We start from the raw sequence: 20,357 nt of genomic DNA, 5'->3' as shown, positions 1-20,357 counted from the left end.
AGTGGAGTCTGGGACTCAGTCTTTTTCTCCGAGAATGATGGATACTGTGGGCTCGGTTGCGAAGATCTTTTTAGCCACTGCTTTTACTGTCTCCGGGGTGATGGATTTATAAATTTCCGGAAGGAGCAGGTGGCTGTCAGCGGGCTTCCCGAATAGGATATCGAGGGCTGCGTGGCGGGCGTTGGAGGAGGGCGACTGCTGCCTGAGGGCGGTGCCGCTGAGGACGGTGGAGCGAACTCGCTCGAAGGTGTCTTCGGGGATGCCTTCGGTGGCGATTTTCTGGATTTCCTTCTTAAGCTCTGTCGTTGCTAGCTCGATCTGATCGGGCGAAGTGGCGAGGTAGAAGGTGAAGGTGCCCTTGTCATAGCCGAGGAATTGGGTAGCACCCACGCGGTAGGCGAGGCCGAGTTCTTCGCGGATGCGGCCGAAAAGTGGGCCGGCCATGTCCGAGGAGTGCTCGTTGATGAAGGAGAGGGCGTGGCGCTCATCATCGTGAATTCCCGCACCCGGGTAGGAGATCGCCAGGACTGCCTGCTTTTTGGGAAGGGTGGTGGAGATGGTTTTCCCTATGTTTAGAATGGAGGCAGGTGGGGTCCATTGGGTGCCTTCCGCGAGATCTGCGAGGTGAGTTTCGAGAAGGTGGATGATGGTTTCAGGGTTGAAATCCCCTGCAATGGCGAGGGTAAGGTTTGCGGCATTGAAATGGAGGGAGTGGTGGGCGGCGAGGTCCAGGCGGTGGAGTTTTGTGAGTGAATCCACGGTGCCGAGTGAGTCGAGGCCGTAGCCTTGGCCACTGAAGTGACTGCTGCGGGCCTGTGCGAAGCAGCAGTGGAGTGGGTCCGTTATTGCTTCTTCGAGAGCGGCGAGCTGGGAGGCTTTTTCGCGTTCGATGGCTTCTGTGGGGAAGATGGGGTTTTTAATGACGTCCGCGAAGATTTCGAGGATTGGCTGGCTATCGATGGAGAGGCCGGAGGCCTGAACGAGCATGGCATTGTTGCCAGTGCCAGCGGAGATTGATGCGCCGAGAGTCTCCAGTGTGATGGAAATTTCATCTGCGGTGCGTGATGTGGTGCCTTTCGGCAGCACGGAACCGAATAGTTGGTTCAATCCATTGTTTTCCGGAGTTTCCGAGAGAAGGCCGGCACGGGCGGTGGCCTGAAAATGAATTAGCGGGACGCGGTGGTCCGGGAGGAGGGCTACGCGGAGGCCGTTGCTGAGTGTGTGCGTGGAAATTTTTTGCGCTGCTGCTGCTGCTTTTTTCTCTGCGACGATTGGGACGAAGTTTTCGGGATCGAGGGAGGTGAAGGTAAGTCGGTTTTCCGAGAGCTTCATGGCGACGCGGCGGATATCTGCTGCGGTTACCGAGTTGATCTCGGCAAGGTAGCTGCGGGTGAAGTTTAGATCGCGTGCTTCATGCCAGTTCGAGGCGAGGTCCGAGGCGCGGCCGGAGGCGGTGACGAGTGAGCGGAACTGGCTGGCGGCGGTCTGACGCTTGGCCTTTGCGAGCTCGTCTTCGAGTGGGCTGGCGGCGAGTTCGTTGATTTCGGCAAGGATGGCTGCCTTTAGTTCATCGCGTTTCTCCGGTTGGGTTTCCGCGGAGACGGCGAAGATGCCTTGTTCTCCGGGTCCGATCCAGGTCCAGGCGGAGATTTCGAGAGCCAGCTGGCGTTGATCGCGGAGTGTGCGGTGGAGGCGGGATGCTTTGCCGCGGCCGAGAATGGCGGCGAGGAGATCAAAAGCGGGTGCATCCGGGTGATCGATGGCTGGAGCTTTCCAGGATAGGCAGAGACGGCTGGTTGGGATTTCGAAGGTATCGAAGCGTTCTCGGGGGCCGATCTGTGGAGGGTCTACCTGAATGTGAGGTTCCGGGCCGGAGACGATTTTGCAGTCAGCGGTGAGGCTGGTGACGAGTGCGCGTGCCTCGTCTGCATCGAAATCGCCGGAAATGACGATGTGGGTGCGGTCCGGGGTATAGCGGGTGCGGTGGTATTCCGTGAGATCCGTATAGGCTATTTCATCAAACAGATGGCGGTGGCCAATGACGGGGTGGCGACGTGCGTCCACGGCGTAGGTGGTGGAGAGGAGAAGGCGGATGGCAGCGTTGTCCGGATCATCGAGGCCCATGTCGATCTCGCGGCGGATCACGTCTTTTTCGCCCTCGAACTCCGACTCGGGGATGAGCGGGAAGAAAACGAGGCCGGTGAGGCATTTCAGGAATGTTTCAAGTGAGTGTGAGGGCCCATCGATGTAATAGACGGTGCGCTCGAAAGTGGTATAGGCGTTCCAGTGCCCGCCTCCTGCCTGGACGGCTTGGGCGAGGCCATCGGACGAGTAGTCCCGGGTGCCCTTGAATACCATGTGCTCAAGGAAATGGGAGAGGCCGGTGCCTAGTTTTTTATCTTCGTGGATGCTTCCGGTGGCAACCCATGCCTGGACACTGATGACAGGCGCGGAGGCGTCTGGATCAAGGATAAGGGTGAGGCCGTTGGGGAGGGTGTGTCGGGTAGCGTGAGTGAGAGGGTATTCCATGAAGTTCCTGCTTGGATGTAGGATGGATGCAGCATAAATCCGTGCTATGCAACGATGGATCTTATGGGCCGCACTGGCGGTGGTGGGGCTGGCTCTGATTGGCGGCGGCGGTCTCTATGGATATCGTGAGTTTTCGCAGGGGAAACCAGCCAATATCTGGGTGCCGATTCCTTTGAACCTAGAGACCCCGTTGGATGAGCAGGAGAACATTGCGTCCAAAATTGATACCGAATTGAGAAAGGACGAAATTCTGAAAAAGGTCATTTCTGATCTTGGTCTTGTCGGGAAATTCGGTGTATCCGGCGAGGATGCGGCTTTGGTAGAACTGAAGAAGCGGCTCTTCGTGGAAGTAGGTTTGACTGAAACCCATGTAGGGCCGATGCCATCGATCAATGTGGGAATGAAGGGCACCCGCAGGGAGGCGGAGCTATCCACTGAGATGACCGAAAGAGTGGCGAAAGATGTTTTCCGAATGATTGGGATCGATCCGGAAACGGGTAGGCCGTTTGGTCAGTAGTTTGGCACTATTTTTTCGGCAGTGGGTCTCGATCGGTTTCTACTCCCAGGAGGATACTAGAAGGAGGTGGCTATGCTTGGTTCGCTAGCTTCCACGACATTCAGAAGGTGGTTGGCCACGGCCTCCATGTGGTTGTTGAGATCAACGAAGATCATCTCAGTTTGCACGGTGGAGCCGTTCTGCATACGCTGGGAGGCGGCTTTGTTGTTCTTTTTGCGCAGGCGGTCCACTCGATCCTCGATCGCATTTGCCCGTTCCAAGGTGGTGGGATCCGGATTGTGGAGAGAGTTCCGTGTTACAATAAGGAGCATCCGGACCTCGGAGCCACTTGCTGAAAGATCCTTGTGCTGGATCTCAGTGAAATCACGGCCTTTTTCGTATTTCCGCTGAACTACCTTCACCATTCGGTAAATTCTATCGGTGGCTTCCTCCAGCTCGGCGGCAATCCGGAGCAGGGAGGTGATGTGGGCGGCATTTCCTGAACCGATCTCGTGGGTCGAGCACTGGATCAGGTAAGAAGTGATGTCATGGAGCATTTCATCACAAACATCTTCCATATTCTTGAGCTCGGCCACACGCTCAGAGAGGTCTTCGTGCGGTCTGCCAAAAACGTCCATCATGCCATCAAACATCTCCGAGGTCAGATCTGCCATCCGTTTTACGGCGATATCGGCTTCCGCAAGGCTAAGCTCGCCGATGTCGACCAGTGAACTGCCGATGTAGCGGAGCTTGGTTTTGGAGTCTTTCTCATCGTCTTTCACCCACCAGGTTACGACACGCTCGATCTGGGGGATGAACCATACGAGAAGCAGGATATTCGCGAGATTGAATACGCTGTGGAAAATTGCTGTCGCGAAGGCGATTTCCGACTGGGAGAGGCCGGCATTGGCGCTACGGAGGCCGGGAGGGAGTTTTCCGGCAAGATCCCAGACTATGCTGGTGAACGGATAGAATAAGACGAGGCACCAGATCACACCTGTGACATTGAAGGTGAAGTGGGCTCGCGCAGCCCGTTTCGCATTTGTGGAGGCTCCGGTGGAGGCTAGCCAGGCAGTGACAGTTGTGCCGATGTTCTCGCCGAGAACGATGGCTGCGGAGCATCGGAAAACTCCCATGGGGTCTGTGGCCACATCGCCGAACCAGCCGTTCAGTGCACAGGTGATGGTGATCGCCATGGCTGCGGAAGATGACTGGACAAGCAGAGTGAGAACAATACCCGCCAGCATGAAGAAGATGACGGAACCGAAGCCGTGACCGCTTAGGAGGCGGATGATATTTTCGATTTGATGGGCCATCGCCGGATCAGTCTCCAGCATGCTTTTCAGATCAGGGACGGAGTCTTTCAGTAGGCCTAGACCCAGAAAAACAAGGCCGAAGCCGATGAGTGCTTCACCCCAGTTGCGCCCTTTGTTTTTCCCGGCGAAAAAGAGTGGCAGTCCTATCCCGATCATCGGTAAGGAGATTTTTGCGACGGAAAATTTCCCGATGAGGGCTACAATCCAGGCTGTGGTGGTGGTGCCGAGGTTTGCGCCCATGATGACCCCTGTTGCTTGGACGAGAGTCAGTAGTCCCGCATTTACGAAGGAGACCACAAGGACTGTGGATGCGGAAGAGGACTGGACCAGCGTGGTTGTGAAGAATCCGGTAATTACTCCGCGAAAGCGGGTGCTGGTCATACCCGCCAGGGCGGCGCGCATTTTGTCCCCGGCTACTTTCTGAACTCCCTCGGACATGATTTTCATGCCGTAGAGGAAGATCCCTAGGGATCCCAATACTGTTAGTAGACTAGCTGCGGTGGACCAAATTGAGAAGCTTGCGATAAACATCTGAGCCGCGCATTTGTCACCATACGAATGGATACTACGAGCAGAAAAACTTTTATATGTGTCAAAAACGTCACATTTAGTTGGGGTGGGAGTCTGCTAGATGGAAATAACGGACCGCCCTGAACTGCTGTCTGAACGCAAAAAAAGCCGACGCTCCGGTGAGGAGGTCGGCTTTGGGGAAATGAGCTATCGGCGGGTAATTATACTGTGCCGAAGATGGTTTTTCCGGAAGACAGAAGGTCCTCACAAGCGATCTTCATGCGGTCGCAGAGGCTTTGTTCGGCTTTCTTGAGGTAGGAGCGTGGATCGTAGGCTTTTTTGTTGCCGACTTCTCCGTCGATTTTGAGGACGCCTTCGATGTTCTCGCACATGTGTGTGACGATAGGGCGTGTGAAGGCGTATTGGGTATCGGTATCGATGTTCATCTTGATGACGCCGTAGTCGAGAGTTTCACGGAGATCGCTTTCGGATGTGCCGGAGCCGCCGTGGAAGACGAGGTCCATTTCTGCTTCCGGGCCGTGCTTGTCCATGACTGCTTTCTGGCCGTCCTTGAGGATGGTTGGCTTGAGTTTTACCGAGCCTGGTTTGTAGGCGCCGTGTACGTTGCCGAAGGTGGCTGCGAAGATGAAGCGGCCGAGTGGCTGGAGCGCTTCGTATACCTGCACCATATCGTCAGGGGTGGTGTAAAGTTTATCGATAGGAAGGCCGGAGGTATCGTGTCCGTCTTCCTCACCGCCGACGCAGCCGGCTTCAACCTCGAGGATGATGCCTAGTTCGGCGCATTCCTTGAGAAGGGCTTTGGAGATCTCGAGGTTTTCCTCAAGATCCACGACTGAGCCATCGAACATGTGTGATTGGAAAAGTGGACCTTTTCCTTCTGCGATACGCTTGCGGGAAGCTTCGAGGAGAGGCTTCAGGAAGCTGTCGACCTTGGCCGGGTGGCAGTGGTCGGTGTGGAGGCCGATGAGGATATCATATTTCTCGGCAAGAATGTGTGCGGCTTCCGCGAGGACGATTGCGCCGAAGGCGGCGTCCTTGAGGCTGGTGCCTGATGCGAACTCGCCACCACCGGTGGAAACCTGGATGATACCATCCGATTTCATCTCGGAGAAAGCTTTCAGGGCACCGTTGATGGTGGTGATGGAAGTGACGTTGATGGCCGGGTAGGCGTATCCGCCTTTCTGGGCGGCATCAATCATCGCGGCATATTGGGCTGGGGTAGCGATTGGCATGACAGGTTGTGATTAAAGCAGTAGGTATGCCTTCGCAAGTCCTAAGATTTTCTTCGTTTTTCTGTGTTTTTCTTGGATGTGCCTTTGTTTGTTTTTGGTTTGTCCGGTGGTGCATGTGTAACTGCCTGACAATGTGTGGGAATGAGTGGGCAGCAACTGTTGTTGCTTGCAATGGGTCTATCGGGTGGGTATGTCCTTGCGCCTCACGAAAGAGAAGGTCCCGTGGTCCAATGGATAGGACGATGGTCTCCGAAGCCGTAGTTCCAGGTTCGATTCCTGGCGGGACCATTTTTCTGCGATCCGGTAGATCCGGAAATCGATGAGCGGCGGGCTATGCGATGAGTTCCCTCACCAATGAGGGACCCTGATAAATGAAGGAGGTGTAGATCTGGACAAGTGAGGCGCCTGCCTGGAATTTGGCTTCGGCATCTGCTTTTGATGAGATTCCTCCCACTCCGATGATGGGAATTTTTCCGGAAAATTCGTTGGAGAATTTTCCGATGGTTTCGGTGGCTTTCTGGGTGACCGGTTTGCCGGAAAGGCCGCCTGCTTCGTTGGCATATGGGTGGCCTGCTACTTTCTCCCGGTCGAGGGTGGTGTTGGTGGCGATGAGCCCCTCGAGGCCGCCTTCGAGGAATGTTCGGGAAAGATTTTTGATTTCCTCGTCCGAAAGGTCGGGGGCGACTTTGAAGAGGATAGGAACGTGGCGACCGTGTTGGGTGGTAAGTTTTTCCTGGGATTTTTTGAGGGTTTCCAGGAGGCGGGCGGAGGAGTCGGCTGCCTGGAGATCGCGTAGGCCGGGTGTGTTGGGGGAGGAGAGATTTACGGCGATGTAGTCGGCTACCGGGTAGGCTTTTTCGAGACATGCGAGGTAGTCATCGGCGGCGTTTTCGTTGGGAGTGTCCTTATTTTTGCCGATGTTGAAGCCGATGGGGCCCTGGAAGGTGGTCGAGGTGCGGACGTTTGCTACGCCGATGTCGATCCCGGGATTGTTAAAGCCCATGCGGTTGATAATAGCTTCGTGAGGGATGAGGCGGAAGAGGCGGGGTTTCGGATTTCCATCCTGTGGGCGGGGCGTGATTGTTCCGATCTCGATGAAGCCGAAGCCGAGACGGCCGAGGGCGTCGATGGTGTTTCCTTCCTTATCGAGGCCAGCGGCGAGGCCGATGCGGTTGGGGAATTTCAGGCCCATGAGTTCGATGGGTTCCGACTTCGGGTATGTGGGGGAAAGGTGCTTCAGGATGCCGGATCTTTCCGAAATACGGAGGGCGGCCATGCTGGTGTGGTGGGCCTTTTCGGCATCGAGGGAGAACAGGAGTTTACGAGCGAAGGGATAGGCGGCGTGGATCACGGCGTTTTTTATGGGATAATGAACTTCGAACGTCCAACACGGAAGAACTGCGGGTGGAAAAAGTTCGGAGGCGCCGCCGACTTGTAGGCTCTAGCCTAAGATCTGGGTTGTGCTGGCGATGCCGAGGGTGATGCCGGCAAGAATTCCGATGGTGCAGGCGGGAATGACGGTCGCCCGGCTGCCGGGGAAGGTCAGCATTCCGAGGGTGAGGAGGAGTGTGAAGGTGTATAGAAAGAGTCCGGACACAAACCAGACCACCGGATATCGCACGAAGGGTAGGTGCTGGGGCGGTGGGTGAGGGTGTTCTCCTTGCACGCTGATATCTACCGATTTTAGGAGTGATTCAGATTGCTGGAGGAAGGCAACGGGGGTTTTGAATCGTGGATTGCGGATGAGCTTGAGTGAGCTGGCTATGCCGAATCGGTCGATGGCGAGGTAGGTTTCCTTTGGGCAGGATATGCTCTGGCGCGTGCCGGTTTCATCAATGACCTTGATCGAGAAGTTGGTCATTGTGTTGATGGTGCGGCCGCTGCTGTAGACGGAGGTGCCTTTGTCGGAATCAAAAATTTCGACTGTAACGGTTTCGGCCGGTAGCCAACCGGCGAGCGGTGGCCAAGCCCAGATGGTTCCGATGAAACTGCAGAGGGCGACGAGCAGTCCGCAGAGAATCACTACCCTGAGGTTGAGCTGCTTCAGCTTTGAGGTGTCGTTTTCCATGGTTTCATGGGCTGAAAAACAGCTGCGAATCTACTTCGACCGTGTGAAGGTATCGGCGATAAGCTGGTAGGTGGGGAGATTTTCCTTTTCCATTTGATCGAGGGATTTCTCCGGTTCGCCAACTACGCGGAAGAAGAAGAGGAGGGATTGAAGTTTATTTCCGTCCATGGTCATGAACTGGGTGGATCGGACCCGGAAATCACCTCTGGGGCTGAGTTGTTCGAAGCTCATGATTGCGGCGGGGGCGCCTCCTAGTTTGGTGGGTTCCGAGGAGATGAATGTGGCTTCGGCTGGAAGAATACTTTTGAGGTTTTCTTCCTGTAGTAGCCATTTTAGGTCGTTCTCGGTGGCGATTTGGCCAGAGGGTGCTTTGATTTCATTGAGCATGACATTGCAGATGATGGGGCCGGTGCCCGCCTGGCTCCTGAAGAGGCCGAGTGAATACTGGTCGTTTTGAGTCCATGGTCTCCAGCTCGCGGGAAAGGTAACCGAAAAGCCGGCTTTTGTGGCTTGGGGGGAACCTTTCGCCGGGAATCGCTGGCGGAAGCCTTGTTTCATTTCTGCCTCGGGATTTCCCGCGAAGTCCGGGTGGGTGGCGAGGAGTGTTCGTTTTACCTCTGCGTCCATGTTGCCACGGGCACGAGCCTCGATTTCCGAGATGAAGGTTGTGGCGGCTGCTTCGGTAAACTTCTGGGTGGAGACAGCTTCTGACATCATTTTCGCCATATTTTTCTCATAGGCGGTGTAGCCTTCCCCCAGTTCGTCTTCGATGGTGCTCCGGACTCCTGCGAAGCCTTTTGCGTAGGGGCTGGAATCGAAGGCAGCGGAGGCTTTCCCTGCCGATGGTGCGAGTTCGGGGATTTTTTCGATGATGGCTTCGAGTGACATATTTTGGCCGAGGACGAAGGCGTAGGCTTCGTTGAGGCGGGAGGGCCATGATACGTTCTGAGCGGTGGTGGCGGAGATGCCGAGGGAGAGGGTGAAAATGAGGGTGAGGAGTGGTTTCATGCTTATTCTGCGGTGGGGATCTTTTTGAAGGAGAAGCTGGCGATGATTTCGCCGGCGAAGCCTTTGAATGCGTGGAGGTCTTCGCGGGAGTTGATTTCGCTGCTCCGCTGGGCGTCGATGAAGGTCTCGATTAAGATGCCTTTGTCCGAGTTCGGGCGGGGGATCATTATGTATTGGCGGTAGATCGGGCGGCTGTTTGTCCGGGTGATTTCCGTGACGATGACGGCGGCGCGGGTGCCGTTGATGTTGGTCTCATAGCGATCCATGATCCGGCCGCCGACATCACGGGAGACTTGGGCATCCACAGCCTGTGTTTCGATCAACATGGTGACGAAGGGAAGAATGGGGAGTGTGTCCGCTGATACGGCGTGGGAGAGATTTGAGAAGCGGACGGACTCGATTAGTTTTCCTCCGGTACCAACATGGCCGTAGCCGAAAAGGTAGGGAGGGCGCTCCTTGCCCATAACTCCGGTTTTTTTTGCGTAGCGCGTTGGGATGGTGATTTCGAAATCAACGCCGAGCTCCGGTGGCTTGCCATCTCCTTCGAAAATTTTTCCGAGGTAGTCCTGATTCACCGATGTGGTGGTGCCTTCCACTTTTGCGGTGGTGCCTTTGCGGCGGGGCAGGATGATGGGTGGTATTTCGGTCTCGAGGATTTCGTTAAGCGCGGTTTCGGTGGTGGTGGGGAGGGTTTCCTTGATTTTCTCGAGTGCGCCATCGGTGGGGTCGATAGTTTTCAAAGTCCGCAGGGATGCGAAGGGGAAGTCTCCTTGTTTCCTGAGGCTCCAGAATTCCACGTTGTGAGCGCCGTTTTTTACATCCGGATAGTGGATGGAGAAGCCGGCGAATGTTTTGTCATTCTGGTTGAAGGCCAAGGTGCCGACTCCGGGGAGCTGTTTTTTTGCGGAGCTGAGATAGTTCGTGGCGTATTGGGAGCAATCCGGTGTTTTTACAAAGGCGCAGTTGATTTCCATGCCTATTTCACCGGGTTTTGCAGGAAGGGTGCGGTAGGTGTTCCAGATGCCGGATGGGAGGTTGATTGCTTTTCCGAAATTGAAGAGTTTTCCGTTGTACTCGAACGAGAGTGGTCGGGCTGGTTCATATCCGGCGGAGAGGGGGAGGTAGGTGGCGAGAAATGTGAGGAGAATGAGAGCTTTCATACAATTTACTGGAGGGTTCAGGCCGGGCCTTCGCCGGCCATTTGGATTCCGCTGGTGAGAGTTTTCCGGGAGAGAATGAGCCAGCCGTTTTCCTGTCGTTTCATCCTGTAGATATCGGTTCCGATGGCATTTTCCCAACCGTAGCGGAGTTGATACTCGCCCGGGGTGGGGAGTTTTTTGAGGGATGAGGCGGTTTGGGAACCATCTGTGGGGAAGCTGATTTCTCCCGAGGTGAGGTTTCCGCTACTGTAAACGTAGGATTTACGTTCTCCTGGCGGCAAATCGAAGATGGGAAGGGTGGCGATGAGTTCGCGCAGATCCGTTTGGCTGTTGGGCGGGACTTCGTCGGCGACGAATGATTCGGAAAAGGGACTGTTATGTTTCTCCGCTACTCGATTCTGCGGGGCACAGGAGGCAATGAGTAAGCATGAGACGAGCGGGAGAAAAAAATTCATGACGGTGAGTCGGGGTGGATGAGATTTAGTTTAATTTTCCTACGTCATCGCAGCGGATGATGAGGAATTTTTCGCCGTTCCAGTGGAATCCTGCTTCCGCGCCTTCGTATCCAAGGGCCCAGCAATCCTCTGGATCCAGCTGCCATTTTTCCGCAAGTCGTGGTCCACGCTCGGGGAAGATTTCGGTGAGTTTTCCCCATTTTCCTTTTTCCGCGAGGATGGTTACTCCGGCGCTGGAGATTTCGTTCTTCTCGAGAAATCCTTTCATTTCGCCGGTCATCTTTGCCTCGGATACTCCGGGGTAGGCCCCCATGTGTTTCACTGCGTCGGAGTCCCTGCCGTTTTCCAAATCATCGGCGAGGCGGTTCAGGAGGGAGATGGCGGCTTCTCTGGTGGGTTCCGCGGCGATTTTCTCGGTGCTTGTATCGGCGGTTTTTTCTTTCGGACTCTGGCAGGAGCAAAGGAAAAGTGTGAAGGGGAGCAAAAGTGATGGGATGAATTTCATGGTATTAGGATTTGGGGGTATTTTCGCAGGATTATGGGCTATCTTCTGCGACGGAGGGTGGCGAGGCCGATGGCGATTGTGGAGAGGAGTGCGGTTGAGGGTTCCGGGATGGCCTGGAAGTTATCCAGTGAGATGGCTTCTCCTGCGTTTACTCCATTGATAGCGAGATAGATGGATCCGATTGCTGTGGGATCAAAGTTTGGCTGATTCGAAAGGGATGAGTAGGCAACGCTGTAAGTGCCTGCAGAATCTACTGTGAACGACGCGCTGGAACTAAGTCCCGGAGATTGTGGTCCCAATGTGAACGCAATTTCCATGGATCCGGTGATGCTGAGGACGTCTATCGAGAGGGCATTCGTGCCGGTCAGATCCATTCCAAGGCCAAATGCCTGGCTGGTGGCGGAGTCATCGTTGCCATCATAAACCAGTCCCATGCTACCGCCTGTTACTGTGGTGGAAGGGTTGGAGAGGGAGAAACTGGAGCCGTTGATGGCAGCATCGTAGGAGGAAAGATTGTCGCCGCTGCCGATGAATTTATTCACATCCATTTCGCCTCCAAAGATGGAGAGGTCATCGAAAGTGGAGCTGTCCGTGGTCGATCCAGTGTAGGAAAAGGAGTCGATGATGATTTGTGCGGAGTGAGCCGGGTGAGCGAGGGCGAGGAGTGCTGCTGTGAGAATTGTTGCGCGTTTCATGACGCGCCGATGAAGAGGGAGTTGCCAGTTTCTGACTATACCCCAAATCAGTGGGTGATGGCGTCGAGACTAATGGCTGTTGTCCGCAAGAAGAAATTTCTTCATCAGCTCGACCTGAGAGCTGACTCCGAAGTGTTGGAAAACTTCCCAAGCGTAGCGGGAGACAGTGTTTTCGGAAATGGACATCTGGTCGGCAGCGGCTTTGCGAGGGAGGCCTTCGAGGAGAAGGTTGAGCAGGAGGCGTTGTTTCTTATTGAGTGTGGGGACGGCTGCTCCGCGGTCTTCCGGCCAGCCGGAAAGGTGGAGCCAGGGGACTTCGTTAAGAATGAGATGGGCGATGGCTTTTTCCCGCTGGGAGAAGGGGGGAGCATCGTAGGGGCGGTAGAGGCCGATGGTGCTGGTGGAGTCCGAATCGAGTGGGTAGCCGCTGAGGATGACGGGGCCGATATCGGCTTTTTTCCAGATTTCACTGACCTCGCCCTTGATGGAGTGGCTGTCCGGATCTATTTCCTCAAGGACCATGGTGGTGTGCTGGCCGCTGCTGAGTGCCAGGTAGAATTGCGCGGCGGCGGCGGGCATGTCCGGGTGCTCGATGGCCTCCAGGAAATGGGTGAAGCGGCGGTCATCAAAGCCTCCGTGAAGGAATGCCACGTAGGTTTGGGGTTCATTCGGGCGGATCTTGCAGCCAAGTGTCCAGACCCAGCAGTGGGAGCCGATGAGCTCTGCCATGCCATCGACGAGGAAACGTTTTTTCTCAAAATGACCGCCGGGGAGGATGGCGGTGTCAGCGAGCAGGCGGATCATGGCGCGCGCGTCGCTTTCACTGATTGGTGTGTTTGTTGAGATGGAATCAGTCATTGGGCTGTGTTTCGATTTCGCCGTTGTTGAGTTTTTTTATGAGCTCCGACTGGGAGTGGACGCCGAGCTTACGGAAGACGCTTTTGGTATAGGTGGAAATGGTGGCTTCCGATAAAGCCATGATCGCAGCAATTTTTTTCCGAGATTTTCCCATCTGGAGATGGCGGAGGGTTTTTAGCTCCTGGGGGAAAAGTTTCGGAATGGGATGTCCCGGATCGGCATTCTGGTTTTCGTGGTGCAGCCAGACGGTTTCCTGGAGGACGAGGTTGGCGGCTTTCTCTTCTTCTATCGAGAATGCTTTTTTTCCTGCCAACCGGAAAAGGGTGATGCGGCTGGTGCCGGCTTCGGAAGTCTCAGTGTGCTCGATGGAGTATGAATGAGTAGAAGGGAGTTCCGATGAATCGGAGCGAATTTGGCCGTTTCTCGAGACCTGCCAGCCATCGGCATGAATCAGTTCCGCAAGGCCGTCGAGGAGGAATGCCTGCTTCTCAGACAACGAGCCCTGTTGTGAAGAGCAGTCACCGATGAGGCGCACAAGTTTCCGCAGGTCCGAATGGGCTAGGAAATTTGCAGAATGCATCGGGGACTCGGATTCATGGAAAGTCTAGGGACTGGGGGGATGGATTCAAGGAATAGCTCTGGCGATTGCAGGAGTAGCAACTGCCAAGCCCAACGTTAGCCGCAGGCCGTTCAGAATCCGTGCGATCGAGGGTCTGCAGTTCGAGCCCGCGCGGGCGGACATGGAAGTTTTTCCCGTTTGTTCGCTTCTGTCCTATCCGGTGGGGAGAATCACTGTCGAAAATAAGGGTGAAATTTAACGTGGAAATCCCTTTGCTTTTTACCCGCAGGGGCTGGCTTACTGGCTGGAGAAATTATGCATAAACGACCGCCAAAGAAGTTTCATCCGGAGCCTTTTGAATATCATCAGGAGATCGAACTACGGATCGATTCGCTGACGAATCTGGGCCAAGGCGTGGGACGTGTGGACGGATGGGTTGTTTTTGTGCCGTATGCACTGCCGGGGGAACTGGTGAAGACGCGGATTTTCCGGAATGACAAGAATCACTCGCAGGGTGATCTGGTGGAGATTCTGGAGCGCTCCGAGGACAGGGTGGAGCCGGGTTGCCCGTTGTTCGGCGAGTGTGGGGGGTGCCAGTATCAGCATCTATCCTACCAGAAGCAGCTGGCGTGGAAGACACGGCAGGTTTGGGAATTGCTAAAGCACATGGCGGGTGAGGAGCGGGATGTGAATTTCTGCGAGAGCTCTGACCAGATTTGGAACTACCGCTCAAAAATCACGCCGCATTTCGATAGGCCGCGTGATGGGGTGATCAGTGAAATCGGGTTCCTGCGGGCTGGTAGACGGCAGATCCTGAATGTGGAGAAGTGCCCGATAGCGATGGATGAAATCAACGAAGCGCTGCCGGCGGTGCATGCGGATGTGCGTGCTAGTGCGAAGCAATTCAGAAGGGGCGCAACGGTTTTGCTGAGGGCGACCGAGGGCCGGGTGGAAAGGAATCCGAAGGCAATTGCCCGCGAGCAGGTGGGGGATGTGAAATTCGATTTCGTGGCGGGAGAGTTTTTTCAAAACAATCCGTTTATTCTGGAGAAGTTCACGGGGTATGTGGGTGAGAAGGCGCTAGCCGGTGGGGCGAAGTATCTGGTGGATGCGTATTGTGGGGCGGGGCTTTTCGGGCTTTGCCTGGCGGGACGCTTCGAGAAGGTGATGGGCGTGGAGGTGAATGAGGCTGGCGCGAAGTGGGCTAAGAACAATGTAGAGCTCAATGAGCTGAAAAACGTGAGTATCCTTCAAGCGGATGCGGAGGAGATTTTCAAAGAGATCGATACCCCCGCGGGTGAAACGGTGGTGATTATCGATCCGCCACGGAAGGGTTCTACCCCAGAGTTCCTAGCGCAATTGATCGAGTTCGGGCCTGAGCGTGTGGTGTATGTCTCATGTGACCCGGCTACTCAGGTGCGGGATTACAAGATCCTGCGGGATGGTGGATATATACTGGAAGAGGTGCAGCCGTTTGATTTGTTCCCGCATACTCGACATGTTGAGAATGTGATGATTTTAGTTAAGGGATAACTGCTTAATGATAAGATGGTTAGATCGTAACTTTTTTCACGAATAACGTTGAAAGTCTGGCGATTTTTTGTCACTTGCAGGAATGCTTTCTGAAACTGAGTTAAATAAGGAGTTGGAGAGATTGGATCAGGAATTTCGTGCGAAACGGAAGGCGCTGATGGCCAAGAAGCGGCATGCAAAAAAAGTGGCGACTAATAAAAAGACAGCAAAGAAGAGGCGGGCTGTCACCCGTGTGAAAAATGATGGGCCTCCAAAGCGTGCCATCGCGCGGCGGTTGATTGCTGCTACGGACGGAAGCTTTTCACTTACCACCTTGATGGCTGCGGCAAAAGCTGCCGGAGACACGGAGGGAATGTCTATTAATTCCGCGTCCTGGTCTTCGATTCTGGTTTTCTTGAAGCGAATTGGACACGTGGATGTACTGGAGCAGGCTGTGGGAAATAAGGCGGCAGTCTATCGGTTGTGCGTTTCCAAAACCGAGCTTCTAAAAGAGAGAAAGGTTGGTGGTAGAAAGCCTTCGCCGTTGAAAAATACGATTTTGGAGGCGTTTCAAAAAATGCCGAGCGAGGGTTTTGAGAGAACTGATCTGTATGCTTTTCTTTCTGAACAATCGCCAAGTTTCAAAGATGATTTTCATCTGGACTCAGTGGGGGCCGTGTTGAATCGGTTGGCGCGGCGGGAAGAGGGGGTTCGAGTTGTAGAGTATAAGAAAACCGGAAATATCTACGAGCCGATCCGGTAGCGCACCGGGATCTTTCCAAGATGAAAGAACGTAAACGCGCAGGGCGCAAAGCCTGGGCTTTGCTGCTGTGGCTGGTGTCCATCGTTCCGCATCAAAATTCCGGATTGGTTATTTTTTGATGAGGCCGGGTGGGGTGCCGTAGCCGATGAGGCGGGATTTGCTTTTGGAGCCGGGGACTCGGAAATCGTAGACGCCGAAGCCGTTTCCTTTTTTCCCGCGGTAGGAGCGGCCGTTGGTGGCGTTGATCATGACGGCGCGGCCGTCCTTTTTTTCATAGCCCATGAAAACGGCGACGTGGGTGATGCCCAGTTTCCGACCATCGGTGGGCATATACGTGCCGGACCAGAATACAAGATCGCCGGGTTTGAGATGGGCAAAGCTGGCGTGATCGACGTTTGTGGCGTCCTTGGAAACAAGATGGAGGCTGGAGTTGTCACGCACCCACTCGAACTGGGCGGATGAGGTGCGGGGTGGTGAGAGATCGATTTTCCGCAGGATATAGTTGATGGCGCCGGAGCAGTCGAATCCGCCTTCCTTGGGGCCATTCCCGCCGAAGAGGTATGGCATGCCCTGCATTTCCCTGGAGGTTTCAATGGCTATCTCGATGAGTTTCCGGCGGGGTTCCTCGAGTTTTTCGAAATCGCGCAGTTCGGAACTTTCGAGAATCGCAGGTTGTTGATTCTCTGCCGGTGCGGCGGAGAGGCCGCAGAATAGTAGGATGAGTGCGCTGAGAGACTTCGGGAACATTGCTCAAGCTACCATGTGTATTTACTATGCACAATTGATGGATTTATTTCGATGAACACATACAATTGTTAGGAAATCCACGATCTTGAGTAAAAAAATCCAGATACTGATCATTAGTGACGGGAAGGCGGGTCACGAGAGCCAATCACTTGGTCTTGCCGAGGCAATGGCGAGACTGGTTAAGGCGGAAATTCATGTGCTGAAAATGAATTTCGAGCGGCGGTTTTTGGGGAGGATCAGGGAGCTCTCTGCGAAGAGTGAGGAATTCTCAAAACCTGATTATGTGATTGCCGCAGGGTCTGCGACGAATCTGCCGCTGCTACAGATTTCCAAGAAATACGGTGCGCGCAGCATTTGCCTGATGAAGCCGGGCTTGCCGCTGGCATTCTACGATTTCTGCATTGCGCCGGAGCATGATTTCCCGGTTCCGCCGAAGGGTGGAAATGTGATTTTGAGCAAGGGGGCGCTGAATCGTGTGGTGGCGGGTGGTGGAGAGCGGGCTGGTAAGCTGCTGCTGATCGGTGGCCCTTCCGGGGTGCATGGTTATGACGAGAAAAAGCTTATCTGGGAAATTTTCAGGATAGTGGACGGAGATGGCTGGGAGGTGGCGGATTCCCGGAGGACGCCCGAAACGTTTTTGCCCAGTCTGCTGGGGGAGATCAAGGGGCTGAAGGCTTTTCCGCATGCCGACACGGAGGATGGCTGGCTGGCCAGAAAACTTTCCACGGTCGAGGAGGTGTGGGTGACGGAGGATTCTGTCTCGATGATTTACGAGGCGCTTTCGGGTGGCGCGAAGGTGGGCGTGCTGGAAATGCCGCGGCTGAAGCCTGGTTCACGTGTGCTGCGGGGGCTGAAAACGCTGGAAGCGGAGGGATACCTAATCGGCAGCGGTGATGGACGCCCGCCGTTGCTGGCGGAGGCGGACCGATGTGCGGAGCTTGTTCTCGATTCCGCGGGGAAAGAGGGCTAGGGCTGTGCGCGTGGAGAAGAACGGCGCGCAATCGGGGAAAATTTTCGGCGGGCTGTGGCTCGTTTTCTTTTTTCAGGGGATGGGACCGGGGTTCTGGGTGCCGGCGCTGACGAATATTCTGAAGGCGGAGGGTTATGCGGACTGGACGCCGTGGGTGTTCGCGATCGGGCCTGCGTGTGCGTTGATTTCACCTGTGATCGGTGGGGCGATGGCCGATGAGCGGGTGCCTGCGCAGAAGTTGTTCGCGTGGTGTTCTTTTGTGTCTGCGGCGATGCTTTGTCTGGCATTCGGGGCGTTGAAGATGGGCCTGGGTCCTGTCTGGTTTATGGTGGGTCTGGCGTTTTACGCGCTGGCTTCCGGGCCGACCTGGGGGCTGCTGGCGACGATCAGCCTAAAGCATCTTTCCAATGGGGAGAAAAATTATCCATTGGTGAGGGTGGGGGCTACATTCGGGTGGATTGCGGCAGGTTTCGTGGCCAGCTATGTTTTGCACGCGGATTCCAGTCCGGTGGCGGGTCTTGCCTCGGCGGTGGTGCGGACTTTGGCGGGGCTGGTGGCACTGGGTCTGCCGAATACGCCACCGCTGGGATTGGGGAAATCATGGAGGAGTGCCTTCGGCCTGGGGGTTTTCTCGCTGCTGAAAAAGCGGGATCACGCGGTTTTGTTCGGGGTGACGGGGCTGTTTTCGATCCCGTTGGTAGCTTTCTACATGTATTCCGCGGAGTTTTTCAAAGCGCTGGGTGATAAGACTCCGACGGCTTCGATGACGGTGGCTCAGTGGAGCGAGGTGGCGGCGATGCTCTCGCTAAGTGCATTGATGGTGAGGTATCGGCTGAAAACGATGCTGATGTATGGACTCGGGCTTTCCGCGGTGAGGTTTGCGATGAGCGGGTATGCGGGTTTCACGGATGTGAAGGGCTGGCATGTGGCGGGGGTTGCGCTGCACGGGGTGTGTTACACGATGTATTTCGTGACGGCGCAGGTGTATCTGGACCGGCGGGTGGATCCGGCGTTGCGGAGTCAGGCGCAGGGCTTGCTGGGGCTGATGATGGCTGGCCTGGGCCCGCTGATTGGTGCGTTTTTCTGCGGATGGCTGAGAGACTTCTGCGTGGATGATGCGGGAAACGGGTGGGAGAATTTCTGGTGGGTGCTGGCGGGTATGATCGCAGTGTGCTGGGGGGCGTTTGCGGTAATGTATCGGGGCGTGATGACGCCGGGGAAATGAGGGTGGTCCTTTCTCAGGCGAGCTGACAGGCGAGTTTGATGGCGGCTAGCATGGAGGCATGGGAGGCGATTCCTTTTCCAGCGATGCCGAAGGCTGTGCCGTGGTCGGGGGAGGTGCGGGGCTTCGGGAGGCCTAGGGTGACGTTTACGGCTTCATCGAAATCCAGGAGTTTCAGGGGGATGAGGCCTTGATCGTGATACATGGCGATGACGGCCTGGTATTTGCCTTGGGCGGCATCGCGGAAAATGGCGTCGGGGACGTGGGGGCCGGTGAAGTTGGCGAGGCCGAGGGAGTTGAGTTGCTCGATGGCGGGGGAGATGGTGGTGGTTTCTTCCGTGCCGAAGGCTCCGTTTTCACCGGCGTGTGGATTGAGGCCGCAGACGGCGATTTCGGGCGATTCGATACCCTTTTTTCTGAGAAATTCTGCGGTGAGGCGGCCAATGGTGACGATGCTTTCCTGAGTGAGCTGCATCGGGACCTCGGCGAGCGGGATATGGATGGTGGCGAGGCCCACGCTGAGGTTGGGGCCGGTCAGGAGCATTCCTGTTTCACCTGCGGAGAGCTCCTCGGTGAAGAATTCTGTTTGGCCGGGGTATTGGAAGCCAAGGGATTGGAGGCCTTCTTTGGAGACGGGGCCGGTTACTACGGCGGCGGCGTCCGTTTCGCGGAGGCGGCGTGTGGATTCGCGGAGGGCGTCGTAAGCGGATTGGGCGGAGGCTTTGGTGGGTTGGCCGGGGGAGCCGGAGGTGCGGTCTCCGAGGATGGTGAAAGTGAATCCTTCCGGAAGATCGGGTGAGGCGAGGGCTGCGTCTATTACTTCCGGGCCGATTCCGGCGGGGTCTCCGAGTGTGATGAGAATTTCTGGCACGGGGAAGAGATGGACGTTGAAAGGGGCGGCGGCAAGTTGGAAGCTGGCTGCGGTATGTTGAGCGAGGATACGAAAGATCGGTTTGGCGGAGTGGCGCGGCTTTATGGTGAGCGGGTTTTGGCGCGCCTGGTGGCGGCTCGTGTGGTGGTGGTGGGAATTGGTGGGGTGGGTTCGTGGACGGTGGAGGCGCTGGCGAGATCGGGTGTGGGTAAGATACGGATGGTGGATCTGGATGAGATTTGTGTGACGAATGTGAACCGGCAGCTGCATGCAATGGACGGGCAGATCGGGCGGCAGAAGACGGCGGCGATGGCGGAGAGGGTGAGGTTGATCAATCCGGGTTGTGAGCTGGAGGTGATCGAAGGGTTTTTCACGGAAAGATCTGTGGAAGAGGTGCTGGGCGGGGAGATCGACGGGGTAGTGGATGCGATCGATTCGATGCAGCACAAGGCTTTGCTGCTGGCTGAGTGCCGGCGGAGGGGAATCCCGGTGGTGACCTGCGGCGGGGCTGGTGGTAAGCGGGATGCGACGCGGATAATCGTGCGGGATCTGGCTTTTTCCGGTAAGGATGCGCTATTGCACGGACTGCGGAAGAAGCTGCGGAAGGAGCATGGTTTTCCGAAGGTAGAAATGGGGCAGAAGCCGGATGAGATGGGGATTGCTGCGGTTTTTTCGGATGAACCTCCTATTTATCCCGGGGCTGACGGAGAGGTCTCCTGCGAGCGGCCGGAAGGTGCGGATGTGCGACTGAATTGCGCGAGTGGATATGGAACCGCCGCTCATATGACGGGGGCCTTTGGCCTGGCGGCGGCTGGGGCGATGCTGGATCTGCTGGAGCAGGATCTGCGGAGCTGACTTTC

General features: G+C 55.7%; 20 protein-coding genes and 1 tRNA gene. 7 read left to right on the top strand and 14 right to left on the bottom strand.

Annotated features, from left to right (window positions below; genetic code table 11):
* Positions 1–15: 15 nt before the first annotated feature.
* A complete protein-coding gene (locus AAGA79_RS14515; RefSeq protein WP_411826534.1) occupies positions 16–2,529 on the bottom strand; it encodes a M16 family metallopeptidase in 2,514 nt (837 codons plus the stop codon).
* Positions 2,530–2,575: 46 nt separating this feature from the next.
* On the opposite strand from AAGA79_RS14515, the gene AAGA79_RS14510 reads away from it, so the two are divergent.
* Positions 2,576–3,046, top strand: coding sequence for a hypothetical protein (locus AAGA79_RS14510; RefSeq protein WP_411826533.1), 471 nt, complete (start codon positions 2,576–2,578; stop codon positions 3,044–3,046).
* A gap of 56 nt (positions 3,047–3,102) precedes the next feature.
* Here AAGA79_RS14510 and AAGA79_RS14505 read toward each other — a convergent pair whose 3' ends face one another.
* Positions 3,103–4,872, bottom strand: coding sequence for a Na/Pi cotransporter family protein (locus tag AAGA79_RS14505; protein ID WP_411826532.1), 1,770 nt, complete (start codon positions 4,870–4,872; stop codon positions 3,103–3,105).
* Positions 4,873–5,072: 200 nt separating this feature from the next.
* The gene (gene fbaA, locus AAGA79_RS14500; RefSeq protein WP_411826531.1) at positions 5,073–6,104 is read right to left on the bottom strand and encodes a class II fructose-bisphosphate aldolase; all 1,032 of its coding nucleotides are present in this window, start codon (positions 6,102–6,104) and stop codon (positions 5,073–5,075) included.
* 216 nt (positions 6,105–6,320) lie between these two features.
* Here fbaA and AAGA79_RS14495 point away from each other — a divergent pair.
* Positions 6,321–6,392: transfer RNA gene (locus tag AAGA79_RS14495), tRNA-Arg, on the top strand.
* A gap of 43 nt (positions 6,393–6,435) precedes the next feature.
* Here AAGA79_RS14495 and AAGA79_RS14490 read toward each other — a convergent pair.
* From AAGA79_RS14490 to AAGA79_RS14450, 9 genes are all read right to left on the bottom strand, one after another.
* Positions 6,436–7,455 carry a quinone-dependent dihydroorotate dehydrogenase gene (locus AAGA79_RS14490; protein ID WP_411826530.1) on the bottom strand — a complete coding sequence of 340 codons (1,020 nt, stop codon included), beginning with the start codon at positions 7,453–7,455 and terminating at the stop codon, positions 6,436–6,438.
* 90 nt (positions 7,456–7,545) lie between these two features.
* Positions 7,546–8,172, bottom strand: a complete 627-nt coding sequence (locus AAGA79_RS14485; protein WP_411826529.1) for a hypothetical protein — start codon at positions 8,170–8,172, stop codon at positions 7,546–7,548.
* A 30-nt stretch (positions 8,173–8,202) separates the two neighbouring features.
* The gene (locus tag AAGA79_RS14480) at positions 8,203–9,180 is read right to left on the bottom strand and encodes a hypothetical protein (RefSeq protein ID WP_411826528.1); all 978 of its coding nucleotides are present in this window, start codon (positions 9,178–9,180) and stop codon (positions 8,203–8,205) included.
* Between the two features lie 2 nt (positions 9,181–9,182).
* Positions 9,183–10,340 (bottom strand): hypothetical protein, encoded by a 1,158-nt coding sequence (locus AAGA79_RS14475; protein ID WP_411826527.1) that lies wholly within the window; start codon positions 10,338–10,340, stop codon positions 9,183–9,185.
* A gap of 17 nt (positions 10,341–10,357) precedes the next feature.
* Entirely contained in the window at positions 10,358–10,795 is a 438-nt protein-coding gene (locus tag AAGA79_RS14470) for a hypothetical protein (RefSeq protein ID WP_411826526.1), read from the bottom strand.
* 25 nt (positions 10,796–10,820) lie between these two features.
* Positions 10,821–11,300, bottom strand: a complete 480-nt coding sequence (locus AAGA79_RS14465; RefSeq protein ID WP_411826525.1) for a hypothetical protein — start codon at positions 11,298–11,300, stop codon at positions 10,821–10,823.
* A 38-nt stretch (positions 11,301–11,338) separates the two neighbouring features.
* Positions 11,339–11,995: a PEP-CTERM sorting domain-containing protein gene (locus AAGA79_RS14460; RefSeq protein WP_411826524.1), complete on the bottom strand. Its 657-nt coding sequence runs from the start codon at positions 11,993–11,995 to the stop codon at positions 11,339–11,341.
* A 69-nt stretch (positions 11,996–12,064) separates the two neighbouring features.
* Entirely contained in the window at positions 12,065–12,853 is a 789-nt protein-coding gene (locus AAGA79_RS14455; RefSeq protein WP_411826523.1) for a helix-turn-helix transcriptional regulator, read from the bottom strand.
* Positions 12,846–13,433 carry a helix-turn-helix transcriptional regulator gene (locus tag AAGA79_RS14450; protein WP_411826522.1) on the bottom strand — a complete coding sequence of 196 codons (588 nt, stop codon included), beginning with the start codon at positions 13,431–13,433 and terminating at the stop codon, positions 12,846–12,848. The genes AAGA79_RS14455 and AAGA79_RS14450 overlap by 8 nt, the downstream gene beginning before the upstream one ends.
* A 294-nt stretch (positions 13,434–13,727) precedes the next feature.
* Between AAGA79_RS14450 and AAGA79_RS14445 the strand changes: the two genes are divergently transcribed.
* Both AAGA79_RS14445 and AAGA79_RS14440 read left to right on the top strand, forming a co-directional pair.
* Positions 13,728–14,945, top strand: coding sequence for a class I SAM-dependent RNA methyltransferase (locus AAGA79_RS14445; RefSeq protein ID WP_411826521.1), 1,218 nt, complete (start codon positions 13,728–13,730; stop codon positions 14,943–14,945).
* 82 nt (positions 14,946–15,027) lie between these two features.
* The gene (locus AAGA79_RS14440; protein WP_411826520.1) at positions 15,028–15,687 is read left to right on the top strand and encodes a hypothetical protein; all 660 of its coding nucleotides are present in this window, start codon (positions 15,028–15,030) and stop codon (positions 15,685–15,687) included.
* Positions 15,688–15,795: 108 nt separating this feature from the next.
* Here the strand turns inward: AAGA79_RS14440 and AAGA79_RS14435 are convergent, their stop codons facing one another.
* Positions 15,796–16,434, bottom strand: coding sequence for a C40 family peptidase (locus tag AAGA79_RS14435; protein WP_411826519.1), 639 nt, complete (start codon positions 16,432–16,434; stop codon positions 15,796–15,798).
* 85 nt (positions 16,435–16,519) lie between these two features.
* Here AAGA79_RS14435 and AAGA79_RS14430 point away from each other — a divergent pair, with 85 nt between their 5' ends.
* Complete coding sequence (locus tag AAGA79_RS14430) at positions 16,520–17,404, top strand: mitochondrial fission ELM1 family protein (protein ID WP_411826518.1); 885 nt, start codon at positions 16,520–16,522, stop codon at positions 17,402–17,404.
* A 4-nt stretch (positions 17,405–17,408) separates the two neighbouring features.
* Positions 17,409–18,629, top strand: a complete 1,221-nt coding sequence (locus AAGA79_RS14425; protein WP_411826517.1) for an MFS transporter — start codon at positions 17,409–17,411, stop codon at positions 18,627–18,629.
* Between the two features lie 13 nt (positions 18,630–18,642).
* On the opposite strand, the gene pdxA is transcribed toward AAGA79_RS14425, so the two are convergent.
* Positions 18,643–19,497 carry a 4-hydroxythreonine-4-phosphate dehydrogenase PdxA gene (gene pdxA, locus AAGA79_RS14420; RefSeq protein WP_411826516.1) on the bottom strand — a complete coding sequence of 285 codons (855 nt, stop codon included), beginning with the start codon at positions 19,495–19,497 and terminating at the stop codon, positions 18,643–18,645.
* A gap of 9 nt (positions 19,498–19,506) precedes the next feature.
* On the opposite strand from pdxA, the gene AAGA79_RS14415 reads away from it, so the two are divergent.
* The gene (locus AAGA79_RS14415) at positions 19,507–20,352 is read left to right on the top strand and encodes a ThiF family adenylyltransferase (protein WP_411826515.1); all 846 of its coding nucleotides are present in this window, start codon (positions 19,507–19,509) and stop codon (positions 20,350–20,352) included.
* The last annotated feature ends 5 nt before the right edge of the window (positions 20,353–20,357 follow it).

This window comes from Luteolibacter sp. AS25, from assembly GCF_046736275.1.
Classification (GTDB): domain Bacteria; phylum Verrucomicrobiota; class Verrucomicrobiia; order Verrucomicrobiales; family Akkermansiaceae; genus Luteolibacter.
Note: the sequence above shows the minus strand (reverse complement) of the source record. Positions and strands in the feature narration are given on the sequence as shown.

Coding starts and splice junctions, on each gene's coding strand:
- AAGA79_RS14515 (WP_411826534.1), bottom strand. CDS start 2,529: ATGGAATACCCTCTCACTCACGCTACCCGACACACCCTCCCCAACGGC.
- AAGA79_RS14510 (WP_411826533.1), top strand. CDS start 2,576: ATGCAACGATGGATCTTATGGGCCGCACTGGCGGTGGTGGGGCTGGCT.
- AAGA79_RS14505 (WP_411826532.1), bottom strand. CDS start 4,872: ATGTTTATCGCAAGCTTCTCAATTTGGTCCACCGCAGCTAGTCTACTA.
- fbaA (WP_411826531.1), bottom strand. CDS start 6,104: ATGCCAATCGCTACCCCAGCCCAATATGCCGCGATGATTGATGCCGCC.
- AAGA79_RS14485 (WP_411826529.1), bottom strand. CDS start 8,172: ATGGAAAACGACACCTCAAAGCTGAAGCAGCTCAACCTCAGGGTAGTG.
- AAGA79_RS14480 (WP_411826528.1), bottom strand. CDS start 9,180: ATGAAACCACTCCTCACCCTCATTTTCACCCTCTCCCTCGGCATCTCC.
- AAGA79_RS14475 (WP_411826527.1), bottom strand. CDS start 10,340: ATGAAAGCTCTCATTCTCCTCACATTTCTCGCCACCTACCTCCCCCTC.
- AAGA79_RS14470 (WP_411826526.1), bottom strand. CDS start 10,795: ATGAATTTTTTTCTCCCGCTCGTCTCATGCTTACTCATTGCCTCCTGT.
- AAGA79_RS14465 (WP_411826525.1), bottom strand. CDS start 11,300: ATGAAATTCATCCCATCACTTTTGCTCCCCTTCACACTTTTCCTTTGC.
- AAGA79_RS14460 (WP_411826524.1), bottom strand. CDS start 11,995: ATGAAACGCGCAACAATTCTCACAGCAGCACTCCTCGCCCTCGCTCAC.
- AAGA79_RS14455 (WP_411826523.1), bottom strand. CDS start 12,853: ATGACTGATTCCATCTCAACAAACACACCAATCAGTGAAAGCGACGCG.
- AAGA79_RS14450 (WP_411826522.1), bottom strand. CDS start 13,433: ATGCATTCTGCAAATTTCCTAGCCCATTCGGACCTGCGGAAACTTGTG.
- AAGA79_RS14445 (WP_411826521.1), top strand. CDS start 13,728: ATGCATAAACGACCGCCAAAGAAGTTTCATCCGGAGCCTTTTGAATAT.
- AAGA79_RS14440 (WP_411826520.1), top strand. CDS start 15,028: ATGCTTTCTGAAACTGAGTTAAATAAGGAGTTGGAGAGATTGGATCAG.
- AAGA79_RS14435 (WP_411826519.1), bottom strand. CDS start 16,434: ATGTTCCCGAAGTCTCTCAGCGCACTCATCCTACTATTCTGCGGCCTC.
- AAGA79_RS14415 (WP_411826515.1), top strand. CDS start 19,507: ATGGACGTTGAAAGGGGCGGCGGCAAGTTGGAAGCTGGCTGCGGTATG.